The 18,338-nt window shown below is 72.5% G+C and carries 13 protein-coding genes; 3 read left to right on the top strand and 10 right to left on the bottom strand.

What is annotated here, in order from left to right:
* Positions 1-34 precede the first annotated feature (34 nt).
* Both BLV02_RS33035 and BLV02_RS38145 read right to left on the bottom strand, forming a co-directional pair.
* The gene (locus tag BLV02_RS33035; RefSeq protein WP_216094444.1) at positions 35-691 is read right to left on the bottom strand and encodes a DsbA family oxidoreductase; all 657 of its coding nucleotides are present in this window, start codon (positions 689-691) and stop codon (positions 35-37) included.
* Positions 692-728: 37 nt separating this feature from the next.
* Entirely contained in the window at positions 729-863 is a 135-nt protein-coding gene (locus BLV02_RS38145; protein ID WP_141711752.1) for an NYN domain-containing protein, read from the bottom strand.
* A 71-nt stretch (positions 864-934) separates the two neighbouring features.
* On the opposite strand from BLV02_RS38145, the gene BLV02_RS33030 reads away from it, so the two are divergent.
* Together BLV02_RS33030 and BLV02_RS33025 are read left to right on the top strand one after the other, a co-directional pair.
* Entirely contained in the window at positions 935-1,606 is a 672-nt protein-coding gene (locus BLV02_RS33030) for an RraA family protein (RefSeq protein ID WP_074946871.1), read from the top strand.
* A gap of 120 nt (positions 1,607-1,726) precedes the next feature.
* Positions 1,727-2,068 (top strand): hypothetical protein, encoded by a 342-nt coding sequence (locus tag BLV02_RS33025; protein WP_069113653.1) that lies wholly within the window; start codon positions 1,727-1,729, stop codon positions 2,066-2,068.
* 251 nt (positions 2,069-2,319) lie between these two features.
* On the opposite strand, the gene dnaG is transcribed toward BLV02_RS33025, so the two are convergent.
* Positions 2,320-4,251: a DNA primase gene (dnaG, locus tag BLV02_RS33020; RefSeq protein ID WP_069113654.1), complete on the bottom strand. Its 1,932-nt coding sequence runs from the start codon at positions 4,249-4,251 to the stop codon at positions 2,320-2,322.
* A 392-nt stretch (positions 4,252-4,643) separates the two neighbouring features.
* Positions 4,644-5,870 (bottom strand): deoxyguanosinetriphosphate triphosphohydrolase, encoded by a 1,227-nt coding sequence (locus BLV02_RS33015; RefSeq protein ID WP_069113655.1) that lies wholly within the window; start codon positions 5,868-5,870, stop codon positions 4,644-4,646.
* Positions 5,871-5,948: 78 nt separating this feature from the next.
* Between BLV02_RS33015 and lhgO the strand changes: the two genes are divergently transcribed.
* Positions 5,949-7,151, top strand: coding sequence for an L-2-hydroxyglutarate oxidase (gene lhgO / locus BLV02_RS33010; protein ID WP_069113656.1), 1,203 nt, complete (start codon positions 5,949-5,951; stop codon positions 7,149-7,151).
* An 80-nt stretch (positions 7,152-7,231) separates the two neighbouring features.
* Here the strand turns inward: lhgO and BLV02_RS33005 are convergent, their stop codons facing one another.
* The 6 genes from BLV02_RS33005 to BLV02_RS32985 all read right to left on the bottom strand — a co-directional run bounded on the left by BLV02_RS33005 (position 7,232) and on the right by BLV02_RS32985 (position 18,092).
* Complete coding sequence (locus BLV02_RS33005) at positions 7,232-7,975, bottom strand: LPXTG cell wall anchor domain-containing protein (RefSeq protein ID WP_141711753.1); 744 nt, start codon at positions 7,973-7,975, stop codon at positions 7,232-7,234.
* A gap of 325 nt (positions 7,976-8,300) precedes the next feature.
* Positions 8,301-11,003 carry a pyruvate, phosphate dikinase gene (gene ppdK, locus BLV02_RS33000; RefSeq protein WP_069113658.1) on the bottom strand — a complete coding sequence of 901 codons (2,703 nt, stop codon included), beginning with the start codon at positions 11,001-11,003 and terminating at the stop codon, positions 8,301-8,303.
* A gap of 314 nt (positions 11,004-11,317) precedes the next feature.
* The gene (locus tag BLV02_RS36145; protein WP_069113659.1) at positions 11,318-11,509 is read right to left on the bottom strand and encodes a hypothetical protein; all 192 of its coding nucleotides are present in this window, start codon (positions 11,507-11,509) and stop codon (positions 11,318-11,320) included.
* Positions 11,510-11,824: 315 nt separating this feature from the next.
* Positions 11,825-12,073 (bottom strand): hypothetical protein, encoded by a 249-nt coding sequence (locus tag BLV02_RS32995; RefSeq protein ID WP_069113660.1) that lies wholly within the window; start codon positions 12,071-12,073, stop codon positions 11,825-11,827.
* Between the two features lie 123 nt (positions 12,074-12,196).
* Positions 12,197-13,711: a glucoamylase family protein gene (locus BLV02_RS32990; RefSeq protein ID WP_069113661.1), complete on the bottom strand. Its 1,515-nt coding sequence runs from the start codon at positions 13,709-13,711 to the stop codon at positions 12,197-12,199.
* Positions 13,712-13,742: 31 nt separating this feature from the next.
* A complete protein-coding gene (locus BLV02_RS32985; protein WP_069113662.1) occupies positions 13,743-18,092 on the bottom strand; it encodes a ThuA domain-containing protein in 4,350 nt (1,449 codons plus the stop codon).
* Positions 18,093-18,338: the final 246 nt, after the last annotated feature.

Here is an 18,338-nt window from a genome sequence, read left to right as displayed (position 1 = left end):
CCGCGACCCGGTGCCCGCGACGGTGGGTTCGCCGTTACGCGGTGGGCGCGGCCGCCCGGCTGTAGGCCTCCGCGAGGGCGCCGTCGAACACCTCGACCGGCTGCGCCCCGGCGACGCCGTGCGTGCGGCCCATGACGAAGAACGGCACGCCGCTGGCGCCGAACTGGCGGGCGAGGTCGATCTCCGCCCGCACGTCGTCGGCGTAGTCGTCACCGTCGAGCACCCGGCGCGCCTCGTCGGCCGGCACGCCCACCTCGGCGGCCAGCCGGACCACGTTCTCGGGCGTGCCCAGGTGCACCGACTCGATCAGGTGCGCCCGCATCAGCCGCTCGTGCAGCTGCGGCCCGGCCCCGTGCTCGCGGGCCAGGTGCGCCACCCGGTGCGCGTCGAACGTGTTGGCGACGCGCGCGGTGTCGAGGTGGTACTCGAGCCCCTCGGCGGCGGCGAGCGTGGTGACGCGCTCGTTCATCTGCACGACCTGCTCGGCGCTGACGCCGTACTTCGTCCGCAGGCTCTCCGACACCGGACCGTCCGCGCCTTCCGGCGTCGACGGGTCCAGCTGGAAGCTGCGCCAGACGATCTCGACATCGCCGGCGTGCTCGAACCGGCTCAACGCCGTCTCGAGCCGCCGCTTGCCGATGTAGCACCACGGGCAGACGAAGTCCGACCACACCTCGACCAGCACTGTCACGTTCTCCTTGCGTTCGTTGGTGGCGTTCGGGGCGCGATCACAGAGCGCAGAAGCCGTCGGCGCACTCGCCGTCCGCGCCGTCTGCGGTGCCGAGGACGATCAACCCGGGCGGCGCCGTGGCCGCCTCCTCCGCGTCGTCGACGGCGGTCGTGGTGTCCCGTGGCTCGCTCATGATGATTGAAGCGTCAACGGGTTGCGGCGCATTCCCTCGCGGCGGCGTCGCGTGGTGATGGACAATCCATCGTGCACACGACAGAGCAGCGAGCAGAGATCCGCCGGCGCTTCGCCGCCGTCGACACGTCGAACGTCGCGGACGCACTCGACGCCCTCGGCCGGCCCGACCAGGGGCTGGCGCCGTCGCTGGCGGCGGTGTCGGGCACGCGGGTGGCCGGTTGGGCCTACACGATCCGCGGCCAGATGCGCCCGTACGCGGGCACCGGTGACGCCGCGAAGATGGAGGCCTGCCAGGGCGTCGGGGCCGACGAGGTGACGGTCTGGGCGGGTGACGGTCACGGCGTCTGCTATTTCGGCGAGCTGATCGCGCTGGGTCTGCGCGAACGCGGCTGCGTCGGCGCCGTGGTCGACGGTGGTGTGCGCGATCTGCGCTGGCTGCGGCAGCACGGCTTCCCGGTGTTCGCGCAGTATCGGACGCCGGTGCAGTCGATCGGCCGCTGGGCCGTCACCGGCTGGCAGGAGCCCGTCTACCTGCGCGGCGCGACGACGGCGTGGGTGCGGGTGCGGCCCGGCGACTTCGTCCTCGCCGACGAGGACGGCGGCATCGTGGTGCCGTCCGATCTGGTCGAGGAGGTGCTGGACGCGGCGGAACGGTTGACCACGACGGAGGTGTCCATCCGGGCAGCGCTGGCGGACGGCCTCACGCTGGCCGAGTGCCTGGCCCGGTTCGGCCACGTCTGACCCGCTCCGTCCACAGGGCCGGACAATCCGCGACGTTATCCACACTGTCCGATTCGTTCAGCGCAAGCTGCGCCGCTCCCGGGCAGGGTCGTACCATGACGATCCACGAAGGAGCACTAGATGAACGACGCGCAGACCTGGACGCTGATCGGCGGCTTCATCGCCGTCATCAGCGTCATGTCCACGATGTTGCTGCGGACAGTCGACGCGAAGATCGACGGTCTCGGGAACCGGTTCGAGGGCCGCTTCGACGCCATCGATCACCGATTCGCGGCGATGGATGAGAAGTCCGAGGCCCGCTTCCAGTCCATGGACGCGAAGTTCGGCGCCATGGACGCGAAGTTCGATTCCATGCGCACCGAGATGAACACCCGGTTCGACGAGGTCAACCGGCGCATCGAGCACCTCGACGGCGACGTCGTCGCACTGACGCGGCGCGCGTTCCACCGAGACGACGGCTGACCGCAAGCCGCCATCGACGCCGGCCGCGGTCGCCAACCGCCAGCCGGAGGCCGGCGCCGAGCGTCAGCCGACCGCACCGGTCGTCAGCCGGGCGGCGCCGGTCCGGGCGACAGCCGGCCCAGCGGGCGAGCGCCCGCCAGCGGTGGCCGCAGCGGCCGCCAGCCGGCAGCGCCGGACATCTGCCCGGTGGCGCCGGTTGCGGCCCAGCGGTGAGCGCCAGCGGCGGGGCGTCAGCCTGCGGCGGCGGGCGGTCAGCCGGCGCTGCCGATGCCTCGTTCGCGCAGGTCGCGACGGTGCTTCTCGAGCGCCATGAGCTCGCCGAACAGCCGGTTGTAGACCTCCACCTGCGCCGACGGGTCGGTGCGCTGCAGCTTGGCCTTCAACGCGACCAGCTGCCGCGACACCCACACCTCGTGCAGTCGCAGGACCACGGAGTCGGCGTAGCGCTGGACGGCGTTCTCGTCGACGGGCATGGCTTCGACGGCGAGCTGGGTGGCGATGTGCCGGGCGGCGTCGTCGGGGGCGACGGCGAGGAGCGCCTCGACCCATTCGTGCCCACCGCCCTGCGTGGCGCAGCCGCCGGCCTTGGAGACGGTCTCACGGACGGAGCGGTAGGCGGGCGAGAGGAACGCCTCGGGCGCGAGGTCGTCGAAGGTGGGGCCGGCCAACGCGGGCCGCTGGACGGCGACGCGCAGGGCGGCGCGCTCGAGCTCGAGCGTCTGCGGGTCGACGTTGCCGTGCACCGGCACGCCGAGCGCCTGCTGCCCGGCCGGCGGCGGCGCGGCGGCCCGGCCACGCCCGGCGGCGGCCCGGCGGTCGGGCACGCCGGCGGCGGCGCGGACCCGGGACACGACGTCGCGTTCCCAGTTCTCCGAGTGGCCCAGCGGCGGGCCGACCCACCCGGAGAGCCGGACGGCGTACTGGTCGCGGACGGAGCGGTCGCGGATGCGGGCGATGAACGGGATCGCCTTGTCCAGGGCGTGCGCCCGGCCCTCGGCGTTGTCGAGGTCGTACTCGTCGATCATCGACCGGATCGCGAACTCGAACAGCGGCCGGTGCCGGGCGATCAGCTCGCGCACGCCCAGGTCGCCGGAGTTCTGCCGCCGCTCGCACGGATCGAGGCCGTCGGGGTCGATGGCGACGTACGTCTGCCCGACGAAGCGCTGGTCGCCCTCGAACGCGCGCAGCGCCGCCTTCTGGCCCGCGGCGTCGCCGTCGAAGGTGAAGATCACCTGACCGCGGTACTCGTCCTGGTCGCGCAGCAGCCGGCGCAGGATCCGCGCGTGGTCCTCGCCGAACGCCGTCCCGCAGGTGGCGACGGCGGTGGTGACGCCGGCGAGGTGACAGGCCATGACGTCGGTGTAGCCCTCGACGACGACGGCCTGAGAGGTGCGCGCGATGTCCTTCTTGGCGAGGTCGACGCCGTAGAGGACGTGGCTCTTCTTGTAGATGGGCGTCTCGGGGGTGTTGAGGTACTTGGCCTCGATGCGGTCGTCGTCGTAGAGGCGGCGGGCGCCGAAGCCGACGACGTCGCCCATGAGGTCGTGGATCGGCCACACCAGCCGGCCGCGGAACCGGTCGTACGGCGCGTTGCGGCCCTGCGCGACCAGCCCGGCGGTGATGATCTCGTGGTCGCTGAAGCCCTTCTGCCGCAGGTGCTTGCGCAGCACCTCGCCGCCCTGCGGGGCGTACCCGACGCCGAACCGCTCGGCCGCGGCGTGGTCGAACCCGCGCTCGTCGAGGAACTGCCGCCCGGCGACGGCCTCCGGCGACCCGGCCAGCGCCTCGGCGTAGAACTCCGCCGCCACGCGGTGCGCCTCGACCAGCCGGGTGCGCTGCTCGCGGTTCTGCCGCGGCGCCGGCCCGCCGGACCCGGTCTCCTCGTACCGCAACTGCAGCCCGACCTTGTCGGCCAGCCGCTCGATCGCCTCCGTGAACGACAGCTGATCGATCTTCTGGACGAAGCTGATGACGTCGCCGCCCTCGGAGCAGCCGAAGCAGTGGAAGAACCCGCGAGCCGGCGTGACGTGGAAGGACGGCGACTTCTCGTCGTGGAACGGGCACAGCCCCTTGAGCGAACCGCCGCCGGCGTTGCGCAACGCGACGTACTCGCCGACGATGACGTCGATTCGGGCGCGCTCGCGGATGGATGCGATGTCCTCGTCCCGGATGCGACCTGCCACGCGCCCGAGTCTACGACCGCCGCCGATCCGCCGCTTCCCTCCCAGGCCGAGGAGAGCCGGCACGCGGCGCGGACGACCGGAACCACGGCTGGACGGGTCCGAACCGGGCCCGGACGGGCGGGCGCCAGGGCGCGACGGGGTGTGGCAGGGCGCGACGGGGTGGCAGGGCCGGACGCCCGGGCAACGGAGCCCGGCGGGCGGCAGAGCCCGACTCCGAGCAGCGGGGCTGGACGCCCGGGCAACGGAGCCCGGCGGGCGGCAGAGCCCGACGCCGAGCAGCGGGGCCGTGCGGGCAGGCAGCGGGGCCAGGCGGGCGGCAGAGCCCGACGCCGGGACGGCGGGCCGGACGCCCGGCGGTGGGCCCGGGCGGGGTCGGTCAGCGAGGCGGGGCGTCAGCGGGTGAGGCGGGCGTGCAGGGCGACCGCGGAGTCGTCGGTGAGCGAGGCGACCTGGTCGACGATGACGCGCAGCCGGGCGGCGTCGCCGGGGGCGGCGGCCCAGGACTCCTGGAAGGCCGGCTCCAGCGACTCCGGCGCCCGCAGCCGCAGCGCCGACACCAGTTCCTCGATCAGCTCGCGCTGGCGGGCGTAGATCGGCGCGCGGTCCGACGCCGTCATGACGTAGACGGCAGCGAGGCCCTTGAGCACGGCCACCTCGGCGCGCGTGTGCCGCGGCACCACGAGGTCGGCGGCGTACCGGGTCAGGCTCCCGCCGCCGTAGGCCGCGTGCGTGGCCCGCTCGGCGTCGTCGCAGAAGCGGCCGATGAGCTGGCTGGTCATGTCCTTCAACGCGGCCAGCGAGCGGAGCCGCCCGTCGTAGGAGCCGACCCAGTAGGGCAGCGCACGCAACCGGTCCAGCGCCTCGGTGATCTCGTCGGCCGGCGCGTCGGGGAGGTACCAGTCGCGGGTCAGCGTGGCGACCCGCGCCCGCTCGTCCGGGTCGTCGAGACGCGGCCCGACCTGCAGCCAGCCGCCGACGACGGCGTCCTCGACGTCGTGGACGCAGTAGGCGACGTCGTCGGAGAAGTCCATGACCTGGGCCTCGAGGCAGCGGCGGTCGCCAGCGGCGCCGTCGCGCAGCCAGCCGAACACCTCGGCGTCGTCGTCGTAGACGCCGAACTTGCGGCCCTCGCGCTCGCCGCGTCGCCACGGGTACTTCGTCGACGCGTCGAGGCTGGCGCGGGTGAGGTTGAGCCCGGCGGACCGGCCGTCGGGGTGGGCGGCCTTGGCCTCCAGGCGGGTGAGCAGCCGCAACGTCTGCGCGTTGCCCTCGAACCCGCCGATGCCGGCCGCGATCTCGTCCAGCACCTGCTCGCCGTTGTGCCCGAACGGCGGATGCCCGAGGTCGTGCGCGAGGCAGGCGGCGTCGACGACGTCGGGGTCGCAGCCGAGCTCCTTGCCGAGCTCGCGGCCGACCTGCGCCACCTCGAGCGAGTGGGTGAGCCGGTTGCGGACGAAGTCGTCGCTGCCGGGCGCCACCACCTGTGTCTTGGCCGCCAGCCGCCGCAGCGACGCCGAGTGCACGACGCGGGCGCGGTCGCGCTCGAACGCCGTGCGGACCGCCCGCTTCGGTGGCTCGGCCGCCCACCTCTCGCGGTCCGCGTCGTCGTAGCCGCTCATCACTGCCAGAGGTTACGCGGCCCGCGGCCACCGCGCGTTCGGTACCCTGGCGCCACCGTCACCGGGGGGAGTGGCCGCATGAGCGTCCCGTCCAGTTTCGCCGTCGTCGGCGGCGGCATCGTCGGCGCGGCCGTCGCCCGCGCGCTGGCCCGTTCGTCCGACGCCGCCACCGTCACCGTGCTGGAGAAGGAGGCCGAGCCGGCCCGCCACCAGACCCGCCGCAACAGCGGCGTCGTGCACGCCGGCATCTACTACGCGCCCGGCTCGGCGAAGGCCCGGTTCTCCCGCCGCGGCGTGGGGCTGCTGCGCGACTACTGCGCGGAGCGGGGCCTGACGTACGACGAGTGCGGCAAGGTGATCGTCGCGCTGGACGAGTCGCAGCGGCTGCGCCTCGACGACCTGCATGACCGGGCCGTCGCCAACGGCGTCCCCGGTGTGCGGATGCTCGACGCGGGCGCGCTGAGCGAGCTGGAACCGCACGTGCGCGGCGTCGCCGGCCTGCACTCCCCCACGACGGCGATCGTCGACTTCGCCGCGGTGGCGGCCGCGTTGCTGGCCGACGCCGCCGACGCCGGGGCGACGGTGCGGACCGGGTTCGAGGTGACGCGGTTCCACCAGTCCGACGACGAGGTGCGGGTGACGGCCGCGTCCGGCGAGACGCTCGCCTTCGACCGCGTCGTCGTGTGCGCGGGGCTGCAGTCCGACCGGCTGGCCCGCATCGCCGGGGACGACCCGTACCCGCGCATCGTCCCGTTCCGCGGCGAGTTCGCGCTGCTGCGTCCGGAGCGGCGGCACCTCGTCAACGGCCTGGTCTACCCGGTGCCGGACCCGCGCTACCCGTTCCTCGGCGTGCACCTGACGAAGCGCGTCGACGGCGAGGTGATGGTCGGGCCGAACGCCGTCCTCGCCCTGGCCCGCGAGGGCTACCGCAAACGCGACATCGACCCGGCCGAGCTGATCCGGCTGGCCCGCTGGGACGGCTTCCGGCGGTTCGCGTGGGCCAACCGGCGCACGGCGGTGAACGAGCTGTACGGCTCGATGAGCCGGCGTCGGTTCGCGGCGGCCGCCCGGCAGTACCTGCCCACGCTGACGGCAGCGGACCTCGTGCCCGCGCCGTCCGGCATCCGCGCGCAGGCCATGGACGCCGACGGCACCCTGGTCGACGACTTCCGGTCCAGCCGCCGCGGGAACGTGCTGTGCATCCGCAACGCGCCGTCGCCGGCCGCGACCGCCTGCCTCGCCATCGCCGACGACGTCGCGGGCGAACTCGTGGCCGGCTGACGGCGACGGGCGGCGCCGGCCCGGAAACGGGTCAGGCGCCCGGCCCCTGGGGACCGAGCGCCTGACCGGACGAGCGGGTGTTACGGCTTCACGAAGCGGTGCCGCAGCGCGAGCAGGCCGGCGAACATCAGCACGCCGGCGGCCGCGAGCAGCACGGCCGGCGAACTTCCGGTGTCGGGCAGCTCGCCGTCCGGTGTCTCCGACGGCGACTCGCTCGGGGTCTCCGACGGGGACTCGCTGGGCGACCCGGACGGGGACTCGCTCGGGGTCTCCGACGGCGACTCGCTCGGCGACTCGGACGGGGTCTCCGTCGGCTGCTCCGTCGGCGGCTCCGTCGGCGGCTCCGTCGGCTGCTCCGTAGGCGGCTCCGTCGGCGGCTCCGTCGGCGGCTCGGTCGGGGGTTCCGTAGGCGGCTCGGTCGGCTGGGTGCCGCCCTCGACGCCGCACACGAACCAGTGGCTGATCGCGGGCACGTTGCCACCGTTGTTGAGCGGCGACACGAAGTCGCGCCCCTCGAACGGCGGCTGGGTGTACACGTTGTACCTGGGACCACCCTTGACGATGACGGCCGTGATCGTCCACGAGTCGTCGATCTGCTCGAGCTGCAGCGTCGTGCCGTCGTCGGAGACGGTGCCCTCGACGATGGACGCGCCCAACTCGGTATCGCCGGTGAAATCGGCCCCGGCGGCGATGGCGGCCTCACACGTGGTGACGTTGCCCTCGAACTGTTCCGGATCGTCCGGTACTTCGCCGGCGGCAGCGGGTGCGGCCGCTCCCATGGCGATCGCCGCGCAGGCGGCAGCAATGAAGGTCTTTCGACGCACGATTGCCCCTCAGTAAGTGAGATTTTCGGTGCACAGAAGGCCCCTGCGGAGGCAGGGGGAACATATCGGACACCGACGTGCCGGGGCAACGAGGGGTCGAGGGACATGCCGGGCGGGTCGCCGGAACGGCTCCGGCAGGTCGCCGGCACGGCCTCCGCCAGGTCGCCGGCAGGTCGCCGGCAAGGCTCCGGCAAGGCCTCCGCCAGGTCGCCGGCAGGTCACCGTCCAGGTCCTCGGACCGGACCCGAACGGCGACCCGGACGGCGCCCCGGACGGCGCCCCGGCCAGCGACCCGGCCAGCGATCCGGACGGCGACCGCTCAGCGTCAGCGGCTGTCGCTGCCCTCCGTGACCAGTGCCGCCCGACCCGCTTCCAGCCGCGCGACGGGCACGCGGAACGGCGAGCAGGACACGTAGTCGAGCTTGATCGACTCGAAGAAGTGGATGGAGTCGGGGTCGCCGCCGTGTTCGCCGCAGACGCCCAGCTCCAGGTCCTCCCGGGTCTCCTTGCCCTCCCACGCGGCGATCGAGACCAGCCGGCCCACGCCGTCGGCGTCGATCGACTCGAACGGGCTCACGCCGAAGATGCCGCGCTCGAGGTAGGCCGGGAAGAACGTGGCCTCGACGTCGTCGCGGGAGAAGCCCCAGGTGGTCTGGGTGAGGTCGTTGGTGCCGAAGGAGAAGAACTCGGCCGCCTCGGCGATGGCGTGCGCCGTCATCGCCGCGCGGGGCAGCTCGATCATCGTCCCGATCGGGAACCGCAGCGCGGCGCCGGTCTCGGCCGCGACCTCGGCCACCGTCGCCTCGGCCATGTCGCGGATCGCCTCCAGCTCCTGGACGGCGGCGACCAGCGGCACCATGATCTGCGGCCGCGGGTCCAGCCCGCGCTCCAGCAGCGAGGCGGCCGCCTCGGCGATCGCCCGCACCTGCAGCTGGAACAGCCCCGGCACGACCAGCCCGAGCCGCACGCCGCGCATGCCGAGCATCGGGTTCTGCTCGTGCAGCCGCTGCACCTCGGCCAGCAGCGCGGCCGCCTCGGCGTCCGGCGCGCCGGTCGCGTCGCCCACGGCCACGCGGACGGAGAGGTCGGTGACGTCGGGCAGGAACTCGTGCAGCGGCGGGTCCAGCAGCCGGATCGTCACCGGGAAGCCGTCCATGGCCTCGAGGATCTCGGTGAAGTCGGCGCGCTGCAGCGGCCGCAGCTCGTCCAGTCCGGCGTCGCGCTGCTCGGCCGTGCGGGCGAGGATGACCCGCTCGACGATCTTGCGGCGGGCGCCGAGGAACATGTGCTCCGTCCGGCACAGCCCGATGCCGGCGGCGCCCAGCTCGCGGGCGCGGCGGGCGTCCTCGCCGGTGTCGGCGTTGGCGCGCACCTCCATGCGGCGGCGTTCGTCGGCGTGGCGCATGAGCCGCAGGACGGCGGCGACCACCTCCTGGCGGACGGTGTCGCCGTCGGCGGGCGGCTCCGTCTCACCGTAGAGCGCGTCGACGACCGCCGACGGCACGACCGGGACGGCGCCGAGGAAGACCTCGCCGGTGCCGCCGTCGATGGAGATGACGTCGCCCTCGACGACGCGGGCGCCGTCGGGCGTCGTGAACTCGCGCGCCCGCGGGTCGACCCGCAGCGCCTCGACCCCGACGACGCAGGTGCGGCCCATGCCGCGGGCGACGACGGCGGCGTGCGACGTCTTGCCGCCGCGCGAGGTCAGGACGCCGCGCGAGGCGACCATGCCGCGCAGGTCGTCCGGGTTGGTCTCGCGCCGGACGAGGATGACGTCGTCGCCCCGCTGGGCCCACTCGACCGCCGTCGCGGAGTCGAACGCGGCCTTCCCGACGGCGGCGCCCGGGCTGGCCGCCATGCCGCGCGCGATCGCCGTCCGATCCGCGGCGGGGTCGAACTGCGGGAACATCAGCTGCGCCAGGTGCGCGCCGGTGACCCGCGCGAGCGCCTCGTCCTCGTCGATGAGGCCCTCGTCGACCAGCTGGCCGGCGATGCGGAACGCCGCGGCCGCCGTCCGCTTGCCGACGCGCGTCTGCAGCATCCAGAGCTTGCCGCGCTCGATGGTGAACTCGATGTCGCACAGGTCGCGGTAGTGCTTCTCCAGCGTCTCCATGATGTCGAGCAGCTGGTCGTACGAGGTCTTGTCCAGCCGCTCCAGCTCGGCCAGCGCCAGCGTGTTGCGGATGCCGGCGACGACGTCCTCGCCCTGCGCGTTGGGCAGGTAGTCGCCGTAGACGCCCTGCTCGCCGGTGGCGGGGTCGCGGGTGAACGCGACGCCGGTGCCGGATCCGGCCCCGAGGTTCCCGAACACCATCGCGACGATGTTGACGGCGGTGCCGAGGTCGTCGGGGATGCGCTCCTGGCGGCGGTAGATGCTGGCCCGCTCGGTGTTCCACGACTCGAAGACGGCGCGGACGGCGAGGTCGAGCTGGGCGCGCGGGTCCTGCGGGAACTCCGTCCCGGCCGCGTCGCGGACGATCGCCTTGAACTCGGCGACGAGGTCGCGCAGGTCGTCGACGGTGAGGTCGACGTCGGACTCGGCGCCGCGGTCCTTCTTGCGCGTCTCCAGCGCGTGGTCGAAGCGCTCGCCGTCGACGCCGAGCACGGTCTTGCCGAACATCTGGACGAGGCGGCGGTAGGAGTCCCAGGCGAACCGCTCGTCGCCGGCGACCGCCGCCAGCCCCGACACCGAGATGTCGGTGAGCCCGACGTTGAGGACGGTGTCCATCATCCCGGGCATCGAGAACTTGGCCCCGGAACGCACCGACACCAGCAGCGGGTCGGTCGCGTCGCCGAGCCGCTTGCCCATCTGCGCCTCGAGGCCGGCCAGGTGCCGGTCGACCTCGTCGGCGAGGCCCTCGGGCTCGCGTCCGGTCGCCAGGTACGTGCGGCATGCCTCGGTGCTGATGGTGAAGCCCGGTGGAACGGGGAGTCCCAGTGAGGTCATCTCGGCGAGGTTGGCACCCTTGCCTCCGAGCAGGTCGCGTTGGTCCCTGCTGCCCTCGGTGAAGTCGAAAACGTACTGCACAGGCCGGCCCTCCGTGTCGCGTACGGCATCCAACGTGCGAAGTTGCGCGGAGCCTAACGACGCGCGCCGAACGGCCGCTTGGACCACTTCCGGACCAATCGCACGGAACGCGAGTGTGCCCGCGACCCGTACATCCGTGACCGCGTCCGACCCCACAGCCATGGTGGGTGGCGCGTGACGCACGGCACACGTACTGGTACGTACCTCTCCCTACCAGTGGGCCAGGGTCCTGGTCTGGCGTGACGTGCTGGCTTGCCGTGACGCCGCGGGGCCGATTCCGGCAGCTTCACGCAACGACAGACCAGGACGTCACGTCAGACCAGGATGCGCGAGCGCCACCACGGGAACGGTTCCTGACGCACCGGACACCGCTCGATCACGGCCGCGAAGCGCGCCGCCAGCTGCGTCCGGTCGTGGCGCGCCAGCCCCCATCCATAACGCACCACCTCCAGGCCGGCCTCACAGCGGCAGGCAGCAAGCACCGCATGCAGATCTGCCGACGTCATCGACGTAGACAAGGCGGCATCAGGAACGACCAGGGCGTCGGCACGAGGTGCCGTCCGTGCGATATCGACGACCGTGCGAGCAAGCGAGGGCCGCAGGCCAACGTGAACGCCCGCGACCTCGGGCCGAATGCAACCCACTCGTCAGCGTCGAGGTAGGTGGCCGCACACGTGTAGACGCCGCGCGCCCGGTGATCCGCCGCGACTCGGCGTCAGCGACAGTGAGGACACCGTGACCGGCACGGAGCAGCGGGCGACGTCGTCAGGCAGGAGGTGCACGCCATCGACACCAGCAGAGCGATCCCGACACCGCCGGGGTCAGCCGGACGAGGACGACCCGCCGGGGAGGTCTTCGCCGATGGTGTCGCTGAGCTGGTCAACGTTGAAGACGAGCCAGACGAAGATGCCGGCCGCGAGCGCGGACACGATGATGGTGCCGAGCGAGAACTTCGAGTGCACGGCCTTGTAGATGACGAACACGATGGCCACGGTGACGGCGACCGTCCGCAGCACCGGCTGCAGGTCGACGGCGGTCGTCGAGGCCCAGTCGAGGATCCCTGCCTGCATGCCTTCGAGGATACGGACGGGTCCGCTTCCCCGCCGCCCCTCGCCCATTTCGCGGGACGAGGGACGGCGGGCGGGGCGGGCGAGGGGATGCCGGCATCCCCTCGGTCCCGCCCGCATCACCCGTCAGCGGAAGTTGGTGAACTCCTCCATGGCGATGACCGGCTTCACCGCCGACTGGACCTGCGGCGTGACGAAGGCGTCGCGCAGCAGGTCGTCGGCCAGCGCGTTGCCGATGGCGCCCATGATCATGCCCTGGTCGAGCGACAGGAAGTACTCGTCGACGGTGCCGCTGTCGACGTTGACGGCGTCGCGGAAGCCCCAGTCGGAGTAGATGTCGAAGTCGCGCTCCAGGTTGGCGAGGTTCTCCATCGTCTCCTCGGGGGCGTAGCGCAGCGCCAGGAACGACGCGTGCGGCGTGACGACGCCGTTGGTGTAGTCCTCCGGCTCGGGCAGCGGCTGGGCCGGCTTGTCGCAGCCCTCCCAGCCGTAGTCGACGAGCGTGGCGTCGTTGTTGGACGGGTAGCCGTTCGGGTCCATCCCGATGGCCTCGACGCCGTAGACGTTGTAGCCGCCCTTGGTGTTGTTCGACGGCGAGAAGCCCCAGTAGCCGTACTGCGCCTCCTCCAGGCCGTGCTCGATGTGCGCCTGGACGTAGTTCGGGTGGTTGACCGCCCAGCTGCGCCGGCCCCAGCTCTCCTCGGGCACGAACAGCGTCGGCATCAGCGCCTCGAACATGCTGCCGCCCCAGGCGGGGACGATCTCCATGCCGCGGTACTGGTAGGCGCCCTCCCAGACGTCCTGGCCCAGGTAGCTGCGGTGCTCGCCGACGGACTTCTGCTCGGTCCAGTTCCAGTCGCAGGTGTTCGGGAAGCTGCGGAAGGTGCCGAAGTAGGCCTTGCGCGGGATCTCACGCTTCGCCATGCCGATGTAGGTGGCGATGCGGCTCTCGCTGACGAGCGTGTCGTAGCAGCACGGCGCGGCGCCGGTGCTGGGCGCGTAGTGGAACAGGATGCGGTTGACCTCGGGCCGGTAGTAGAACCCGAAGTCCATGCTGTCGAACAGCTCACCGGCCGGCTCCGCCAGCTCCGGTACCGCCTCGCGGACGACCTGCAGGCCGGTCGCCAGCCAGCCGTTGTCGACCGACGAGTAGTGCGGGACGACCGTGCTGCCGTCGTCGGGCCAGACGGTGATGACCTCGCCGGTGTGATGGTCGTACCAGTTGAAGAACTGGCCGCTGCCCTCGTCGCGCTCCAGCCCGGCGAGCGTCTCGAGCGTGACGGACAGCCGGTCGACCAGCTCGTCGCGGTCGATGATGTCCAGCTCCTCGGCGACGACGGCGCTCCACATGTAGGCGCCGATGTTCGTCGTCGACGTCTGGACGCTGGTCGTGCCGTCGGCCTTCAGCTTGTCCGCGGGCATCCCGCTGGCCACGTCCGTCATCGCGGCGAACGACGCCCAGGTGTCCTCGGCGTAGCGCTTCAGGGTGGCGCGGTCGGCCCGCGAGAGGTCGTCGTCCGGCCGGTCCGTGGACGCGGCCGCCGGCGCGGGCGGCGCGGCCTGGGTCGGCAGCGCCAGGCCGGCCACCAGCACCGTCGCGACGGCCGCCGCGACGCCTTTCATCCTCGGTCGTAGCTGCATGGATGGTCCTTTCCGGGGTTGACGGACGGGGTCAGCTGCGGGCGGCCGCGGCGATGATGGCCGCGCGCTCGGTGCGGGTCAGCACGCCGTCGTGCACGAGGTGCTGGGTGACGCTGCGGACGTGCATGAGGAACCGGCCCTCGTTCGGCCACTCCTTCTCGTCCTCGATGAGGTCCTCGACGGTGCACCCGTCGGCGCGCTCGTGGTTCGTCACGCCGGAATCGACGTCGCGGATGACGACCGTCGGGCTCTCGTCGGAGTCGGGGCAGGCGTCCGGCGGCTCGGACTCCAGCACGTGGAACCAGTCGAACGCGACGGTGGTGGCCTGCGTCTGCTCCTGGCCGAACGCGTACAGCCCGACGTCGGCCGTGGCCAGGCGGTCGTTCTCGATGACGCCGACCTGCTCGAAGGTGACGCCGTCGGCGCTGTAGTACCCGGTGTACGTCGAGCCGGACTTCTCCAGCCGCAGCCACCACGTCGTCACGCCGTCGGGCAGGGTGACCTCCGGGAACGCCGGCTGGAAGATGTCGTCGATCTCGTGGCGCATCTCGATCTTGCGCACGCACGGCTGACCCACCGGCGAGGTGCCGACGTAGTCGAGCTTGAGGAAGGTCAGGTCGCTCTCGTAGACCAGCAGGCCGCCCTGCTGCCAGCGTTCGCAGACGTCGCCGGACACCCGGGTCTCGACCACCCAGTCGCCCGCCGGCATCGTCTGCAGCATGAGGTTCGGCGCGTTGTTGTGCTGGTCGAACAGGTTGGTCGGGGTGGTGTCGATCTTCAGCTGGCCGCCCTCGACGCGGAACCGGTTGAGGTCCGGGCGAACGACGGCGTCCCAGCGGCAGCCGTCCAGCCGGTCGCCGTCGAACTCGTCGTCGGGCGCCGGGTCGCTGCCCGGGTCGGCGCACTCGATCGGCGGCGACGCCTGTGGCACGGCCTCGACGCGGACGGAGTCGTGCGCCGCCGATCCCGCGGCGTCGGTGACGGTCACCGTCGGCCGGTAGACGCCGGACAGCTCGTAGGTGTGCGTGACCTGCGCACCCGTGGCCGTCGTGCCGTCGCCGAGGTCCCAGGTGTAGGTGAGGTCCTGGCCCTCCGGGTCGGTGGCCTCGGCGCTCAGCGTCACCTCGTACGGCAGCTCGCCGGACGGCGGCGTCGCCTCGACCGACCAGATCTCCGGCCGCGCGTCGACCGACACGCCCTTGCCGCGGAACTTCAGGTAGTTGAGGTTGAACAGGCCGGTCGAGCCCGGCTCGTGCCGGAACACGAAGAACAGCTCGTGGGTGCCGCCGGGGTCCTCGACCGGGACGGTGACGTCCTTCCACGACTGCCAGCCGCCGGTCGGCTCGATGAACCCGCTGTCGCCGACCAGCGGGCCGTCCGGCGCGCCGGAGCGGATCTCGATGCGCCCGCCGCTGCCGCCCGACGCGAACCGGTAGGTGATGGCGTCGATGCCGGCGAGGTTCATCGGGTCGTAGGAGATGTAGTCGCCGTCGTCGATGAAGCCGATGTTCTGCCGGCCGCCGCGCGGATCGCTGGTGGCCTCGAGCTGGATGCCGCTCATCGTCTGGAAGTGCTCGGCCTCCTTGAGCTTCGGCTGCAGGACGTGCAGGTCGCGGCCGGTCAGCGCGCCGACGCCGGCACCGCCCTGGTCGGTGTAACGGGCCTCGAGCACCCAGAACAGGTCCTCACCGGCCGGGTGGCCGGCGTCGGTACTGGTGGCGACGGCGCCCTCGCAGCCCGGCAGCACCTCGACGGGGTGCGCGTGGCCCGCGTGCCCGAACAGCACCTGCAGGTCGACGCCGTCGCAACCGATCGTGCCGGCGCCGGTGGAGCCGTCCTCGGCGTCGGAGACCTCGATGCCGTAGGCGATGTCGTCGCCGAAGTCGAAGAAGCCGCCGTCGGCGGGCGGGTCGAGCGTCACCTCCGGCGCGGTGTTGCCGGCGGTGATCTGGACGGTCTGGCTGCGGGTCACGCCGTCGTCGGCCGTCACCGTCAGGCGGGCCGAGTACTGGCCGGCGACGGTGTAGGTGTGCTCGGGGTTCGGGTCGGTGGACTCCGCGCCGTCGCCGAACGCCCAGTGGTACGTCACCGGCAGGCCACTCGGGTGGCCGGAGCCGTCGCTGCTGAACCGCACCGTCAGCGGCAGCGCGCCGGACGTCGGGTCGGCGGCCGCCTGCGCGACCGGCCGGGTGCCGACGCCGGTGTACTCGATGCGGTAGATGCCGGAGTCGGCGTTGTTGCCGCCGAACCCCGTCCCCCACTCGATCACGTACAGCGCGCCGTCCGGGCCGAACGTCATGTCCATCGGGCGCAGGAAGTCCATGCTGGTGAGCAGCGGGTTCACGTCGTGGACGGCGTCGCCGTCGAGCCGGAACTCCCAGACGTCGTTGTCGAACGGCCGCACGTAGCCGTCCTCGGTGTTCGTCCACTCGTAGAACAGGGCGGCGCCGTCGTAGTAGGGCGGCCACTTGACGTCGGACTCCAGCGCCTCGTCGTAGCGGTACACCGGGCCGGCCATCGCGCCGCCGCCGGTTCCCATCTCGGGCGTGTTGGTGCCGGTCTCGGAACGGCCGTAGTAGACGTCCGGCGCGGTGACCGGCGGGAGCTGCGTCAGGCCGGTGTTGTTCGGCGAGTCGTTGACCGGGTTCGCGCAGTCGAACGGCGGGCCGGCGGTGCTGGTGGCGAAGTCCCAGTCGCGGAACGGGCCGGCGCCGTGGCAGTACGGCCAGCCGTAGTTGCCGGCGGCGGTGATGCGGTTCCACTCGACCTGGCCCTCGGTGCCGCGGTCCGGGTTCCCCTGCGGCGCGTCCGGGCCGTAGTCGCCGACCAGCAGCGCGCCGGTGGCGGCGTCGACCTCGATGCGGAACGGGTTGCGGAAGCCCATGGCGTAGATCTCCGGGCGGGTCTGTGCGGTGCCGGGCGCGAACAGGTTGCCGGCCGGGACGGTGACGGTGCCGTCGGGCTCGGGGTGGATGCGCAGCACCTTGCCGCGCAGGTCGTTCGTGTTGCCCGAGCTGCGCTGGGCGTCGAACGAGCCGCGGCCGGGCCGCTCGTCGATCGGCGCGTAGCCCTCGGACTCGAACGGGTTCGTGTCGTCGCCGGTGGCGAGGTAGAGGTTGCCGGCGTCGTCGAAGGCGAGGCTGCCGCCGGCGTGGCCGGACACGGCCCGGTCGACCGGGACCTCCAGCAGCTGCACCTCGCTGGCGAGGTCGAGCGTCGTGCCCGTCAGCGTGAACCGGGACAGCCGCTGCTCGGCCTCCGTGCCGTCCGGCGAGTAGTAGAGGTAGAGCCAGCCGTTGCTGACGAAGTCCGGGTCCAGCGCGATGCCGAGCAGCCCGTCCTCGCGCTGCGTGTACACGTCCAGCGTGCCGACGACGGTGGTCTGGCTGCTCTGCGGGTCGATCATGCGGACCTCGCCGGCGCGCTCGACGTAGAACACCCGCCCGTCCGCGGCGACGTCCAGCTCCATCGGGTTCGCGGTGCCGGTGTCGAGCGGGACCTTGTCGAAGCTGTCCCACGACGTGCCGCCGCAGTCGGCGGCCGTCACGCCGGCCGCGGTCTCGATGCCGCCGAGCAGGTGCTGCAGGAACTCCGGCTCGGCGTAGCTCTCCGTGGTGTGGCCGCCGGCGGTGTACCACGAGCGCCCGCCGTCGTAGGTCTGGCACCAGGCGATCGGGTGGTCCAGGCCCATCGGGTTCGCCTCGGGGTCGTACGTGCTCTCGTCGAGGCTGGCCAACACGTGCACGCTGCCGCGCGGGTTGGTGCGGAAGCTGTACCACTCGTCGAAGCGCTGCCAGTCCTTGGGGAGATGAGCCGTCGACGGGTGGGTGCTGTCGGCGACGGTGACGGTGGCGTCCTGGTTGCGCGGGTGGCCCTGGAAGTAGGCGCCGACCAGCTCGCCGTACCACGGCCAGTCGTACTCGGTGTCGGACGCGGCGTGCACGCCGGCGTAGCCGCCGCCCGCCTGGATGTAGCGCTCGAACGCGGCCTGCTGCTCGTCGTTCAGGACGTCGCCGGTGGTCGACAGCCAGACGACGGCGTCGTACTGGGCGAGGTTCTCGTCGGTGAACGCGGCGGCGTCCTCGGTGGCGGTGACGGTGAACTCGTGCTCGGCGGCCAACTGCTGGATCGCGGCGATGCCGGCCGGGATGGAGTCGTGCCGGAACGCGGCGGTCTTGCTGAACACCAGGATCGAGTAGCCGCCGTGGCCCGGGTGGGCGGCCGCTTCCGGCGCCTGCGCCGCCTGCCCGCCGACGACCGTCAGCAGGCCGGCCAGCAGCCCGAGGGTCGTGACGAGGACGGCCGACCTGCGGCGCTGGGACTGCCCGCCGCGCCGGGGGCGGGGGCGCGGCAGGCGCAGGCCGAGCAGGCGCCTGCGCAACGCGGCCAGGAGTCTGTGACGCCGACGTGGTCCGGGCTGAGCCATGAGCGGTTCCTCTCCGTCGAGTCCCCCTGCTGCTCCCCCGATGTGCCCGGCCGCAGCCCGTCGTTTCGTCGGGGCGCCCGCCGAATGTAACCGGTATCAGTAACCGGTTACGGTGAGGCTTCCGTACCGAATGTCCGGTGTCAAGAGGTGCGACGACGCCTTTCGTCGGCAGTCGGCACGGACTCCGGGCGCGGGCCCGGC

It is taken from the genome of Jiangella alba (assembly GCF_900106035.1).
Classification (GTDB): domain Bacteria; phylum Actinomycetota; class Actinomycetes; order Jiangellales; family Jiangellaceae; genus Jiangella; species Jiangella alba.
The sequence above is the reverse complement of the archived record's forward strand: the minus strand, read 5'-3'. Positions and strand labels throughout refer to the sequence as shown.

Coding starts and splice junctions, on each gene's coding strand:
- BLV02_RS38145 (WP_141711752.1), bottom strand. CDS start 863: ATGAGCGAGCCACGGGACACCACGACCGCCGTCGACGACGCGGAGGAG.
- BLV02_RS36145 (WP_069113659.1), bottom strand. CDS start 11,509: ATGACGTCGGCAGATCTGCATGCGGTGCTTGCTGCCTGCCGCTGTGAG.
- lhgO (WP_069113656.1), top strand. CDS start 5,949: ATGAGCGTCCCGTCCAGTTTCGCCGTCGTCGGCGGCGGCATCGTCGGC.
- BLV02_RS32995 (WP_069113660.1), bottom strand. CDS start 12,073: ATGCAGGCAGGGATCCTCGACTGGGCCTCGACGACCGCCGTCGACCTG.
- BLV02_RS33015 (WP_069113655.1), bottom strand. CDS start 5,870: ATGAGCGGCTACGACGACGCGGACCGCGAGAGGTGGGCGGCCGAGCCA.
- BLV02_RS33025 (WP_069113653.1), top strand. CDS start 1,727: ATGAACGACGCGCAGACCTGGACGCTGATCGGCGGCTTCATCGCCGTC.
- BLV02_RS32990 (WP_069113661.1), bottom strand. CDS start 13,711: ATGCAGCTACGACCGAGGATGAAAGGCGTCGCGGCGGCCGTCGCGACG.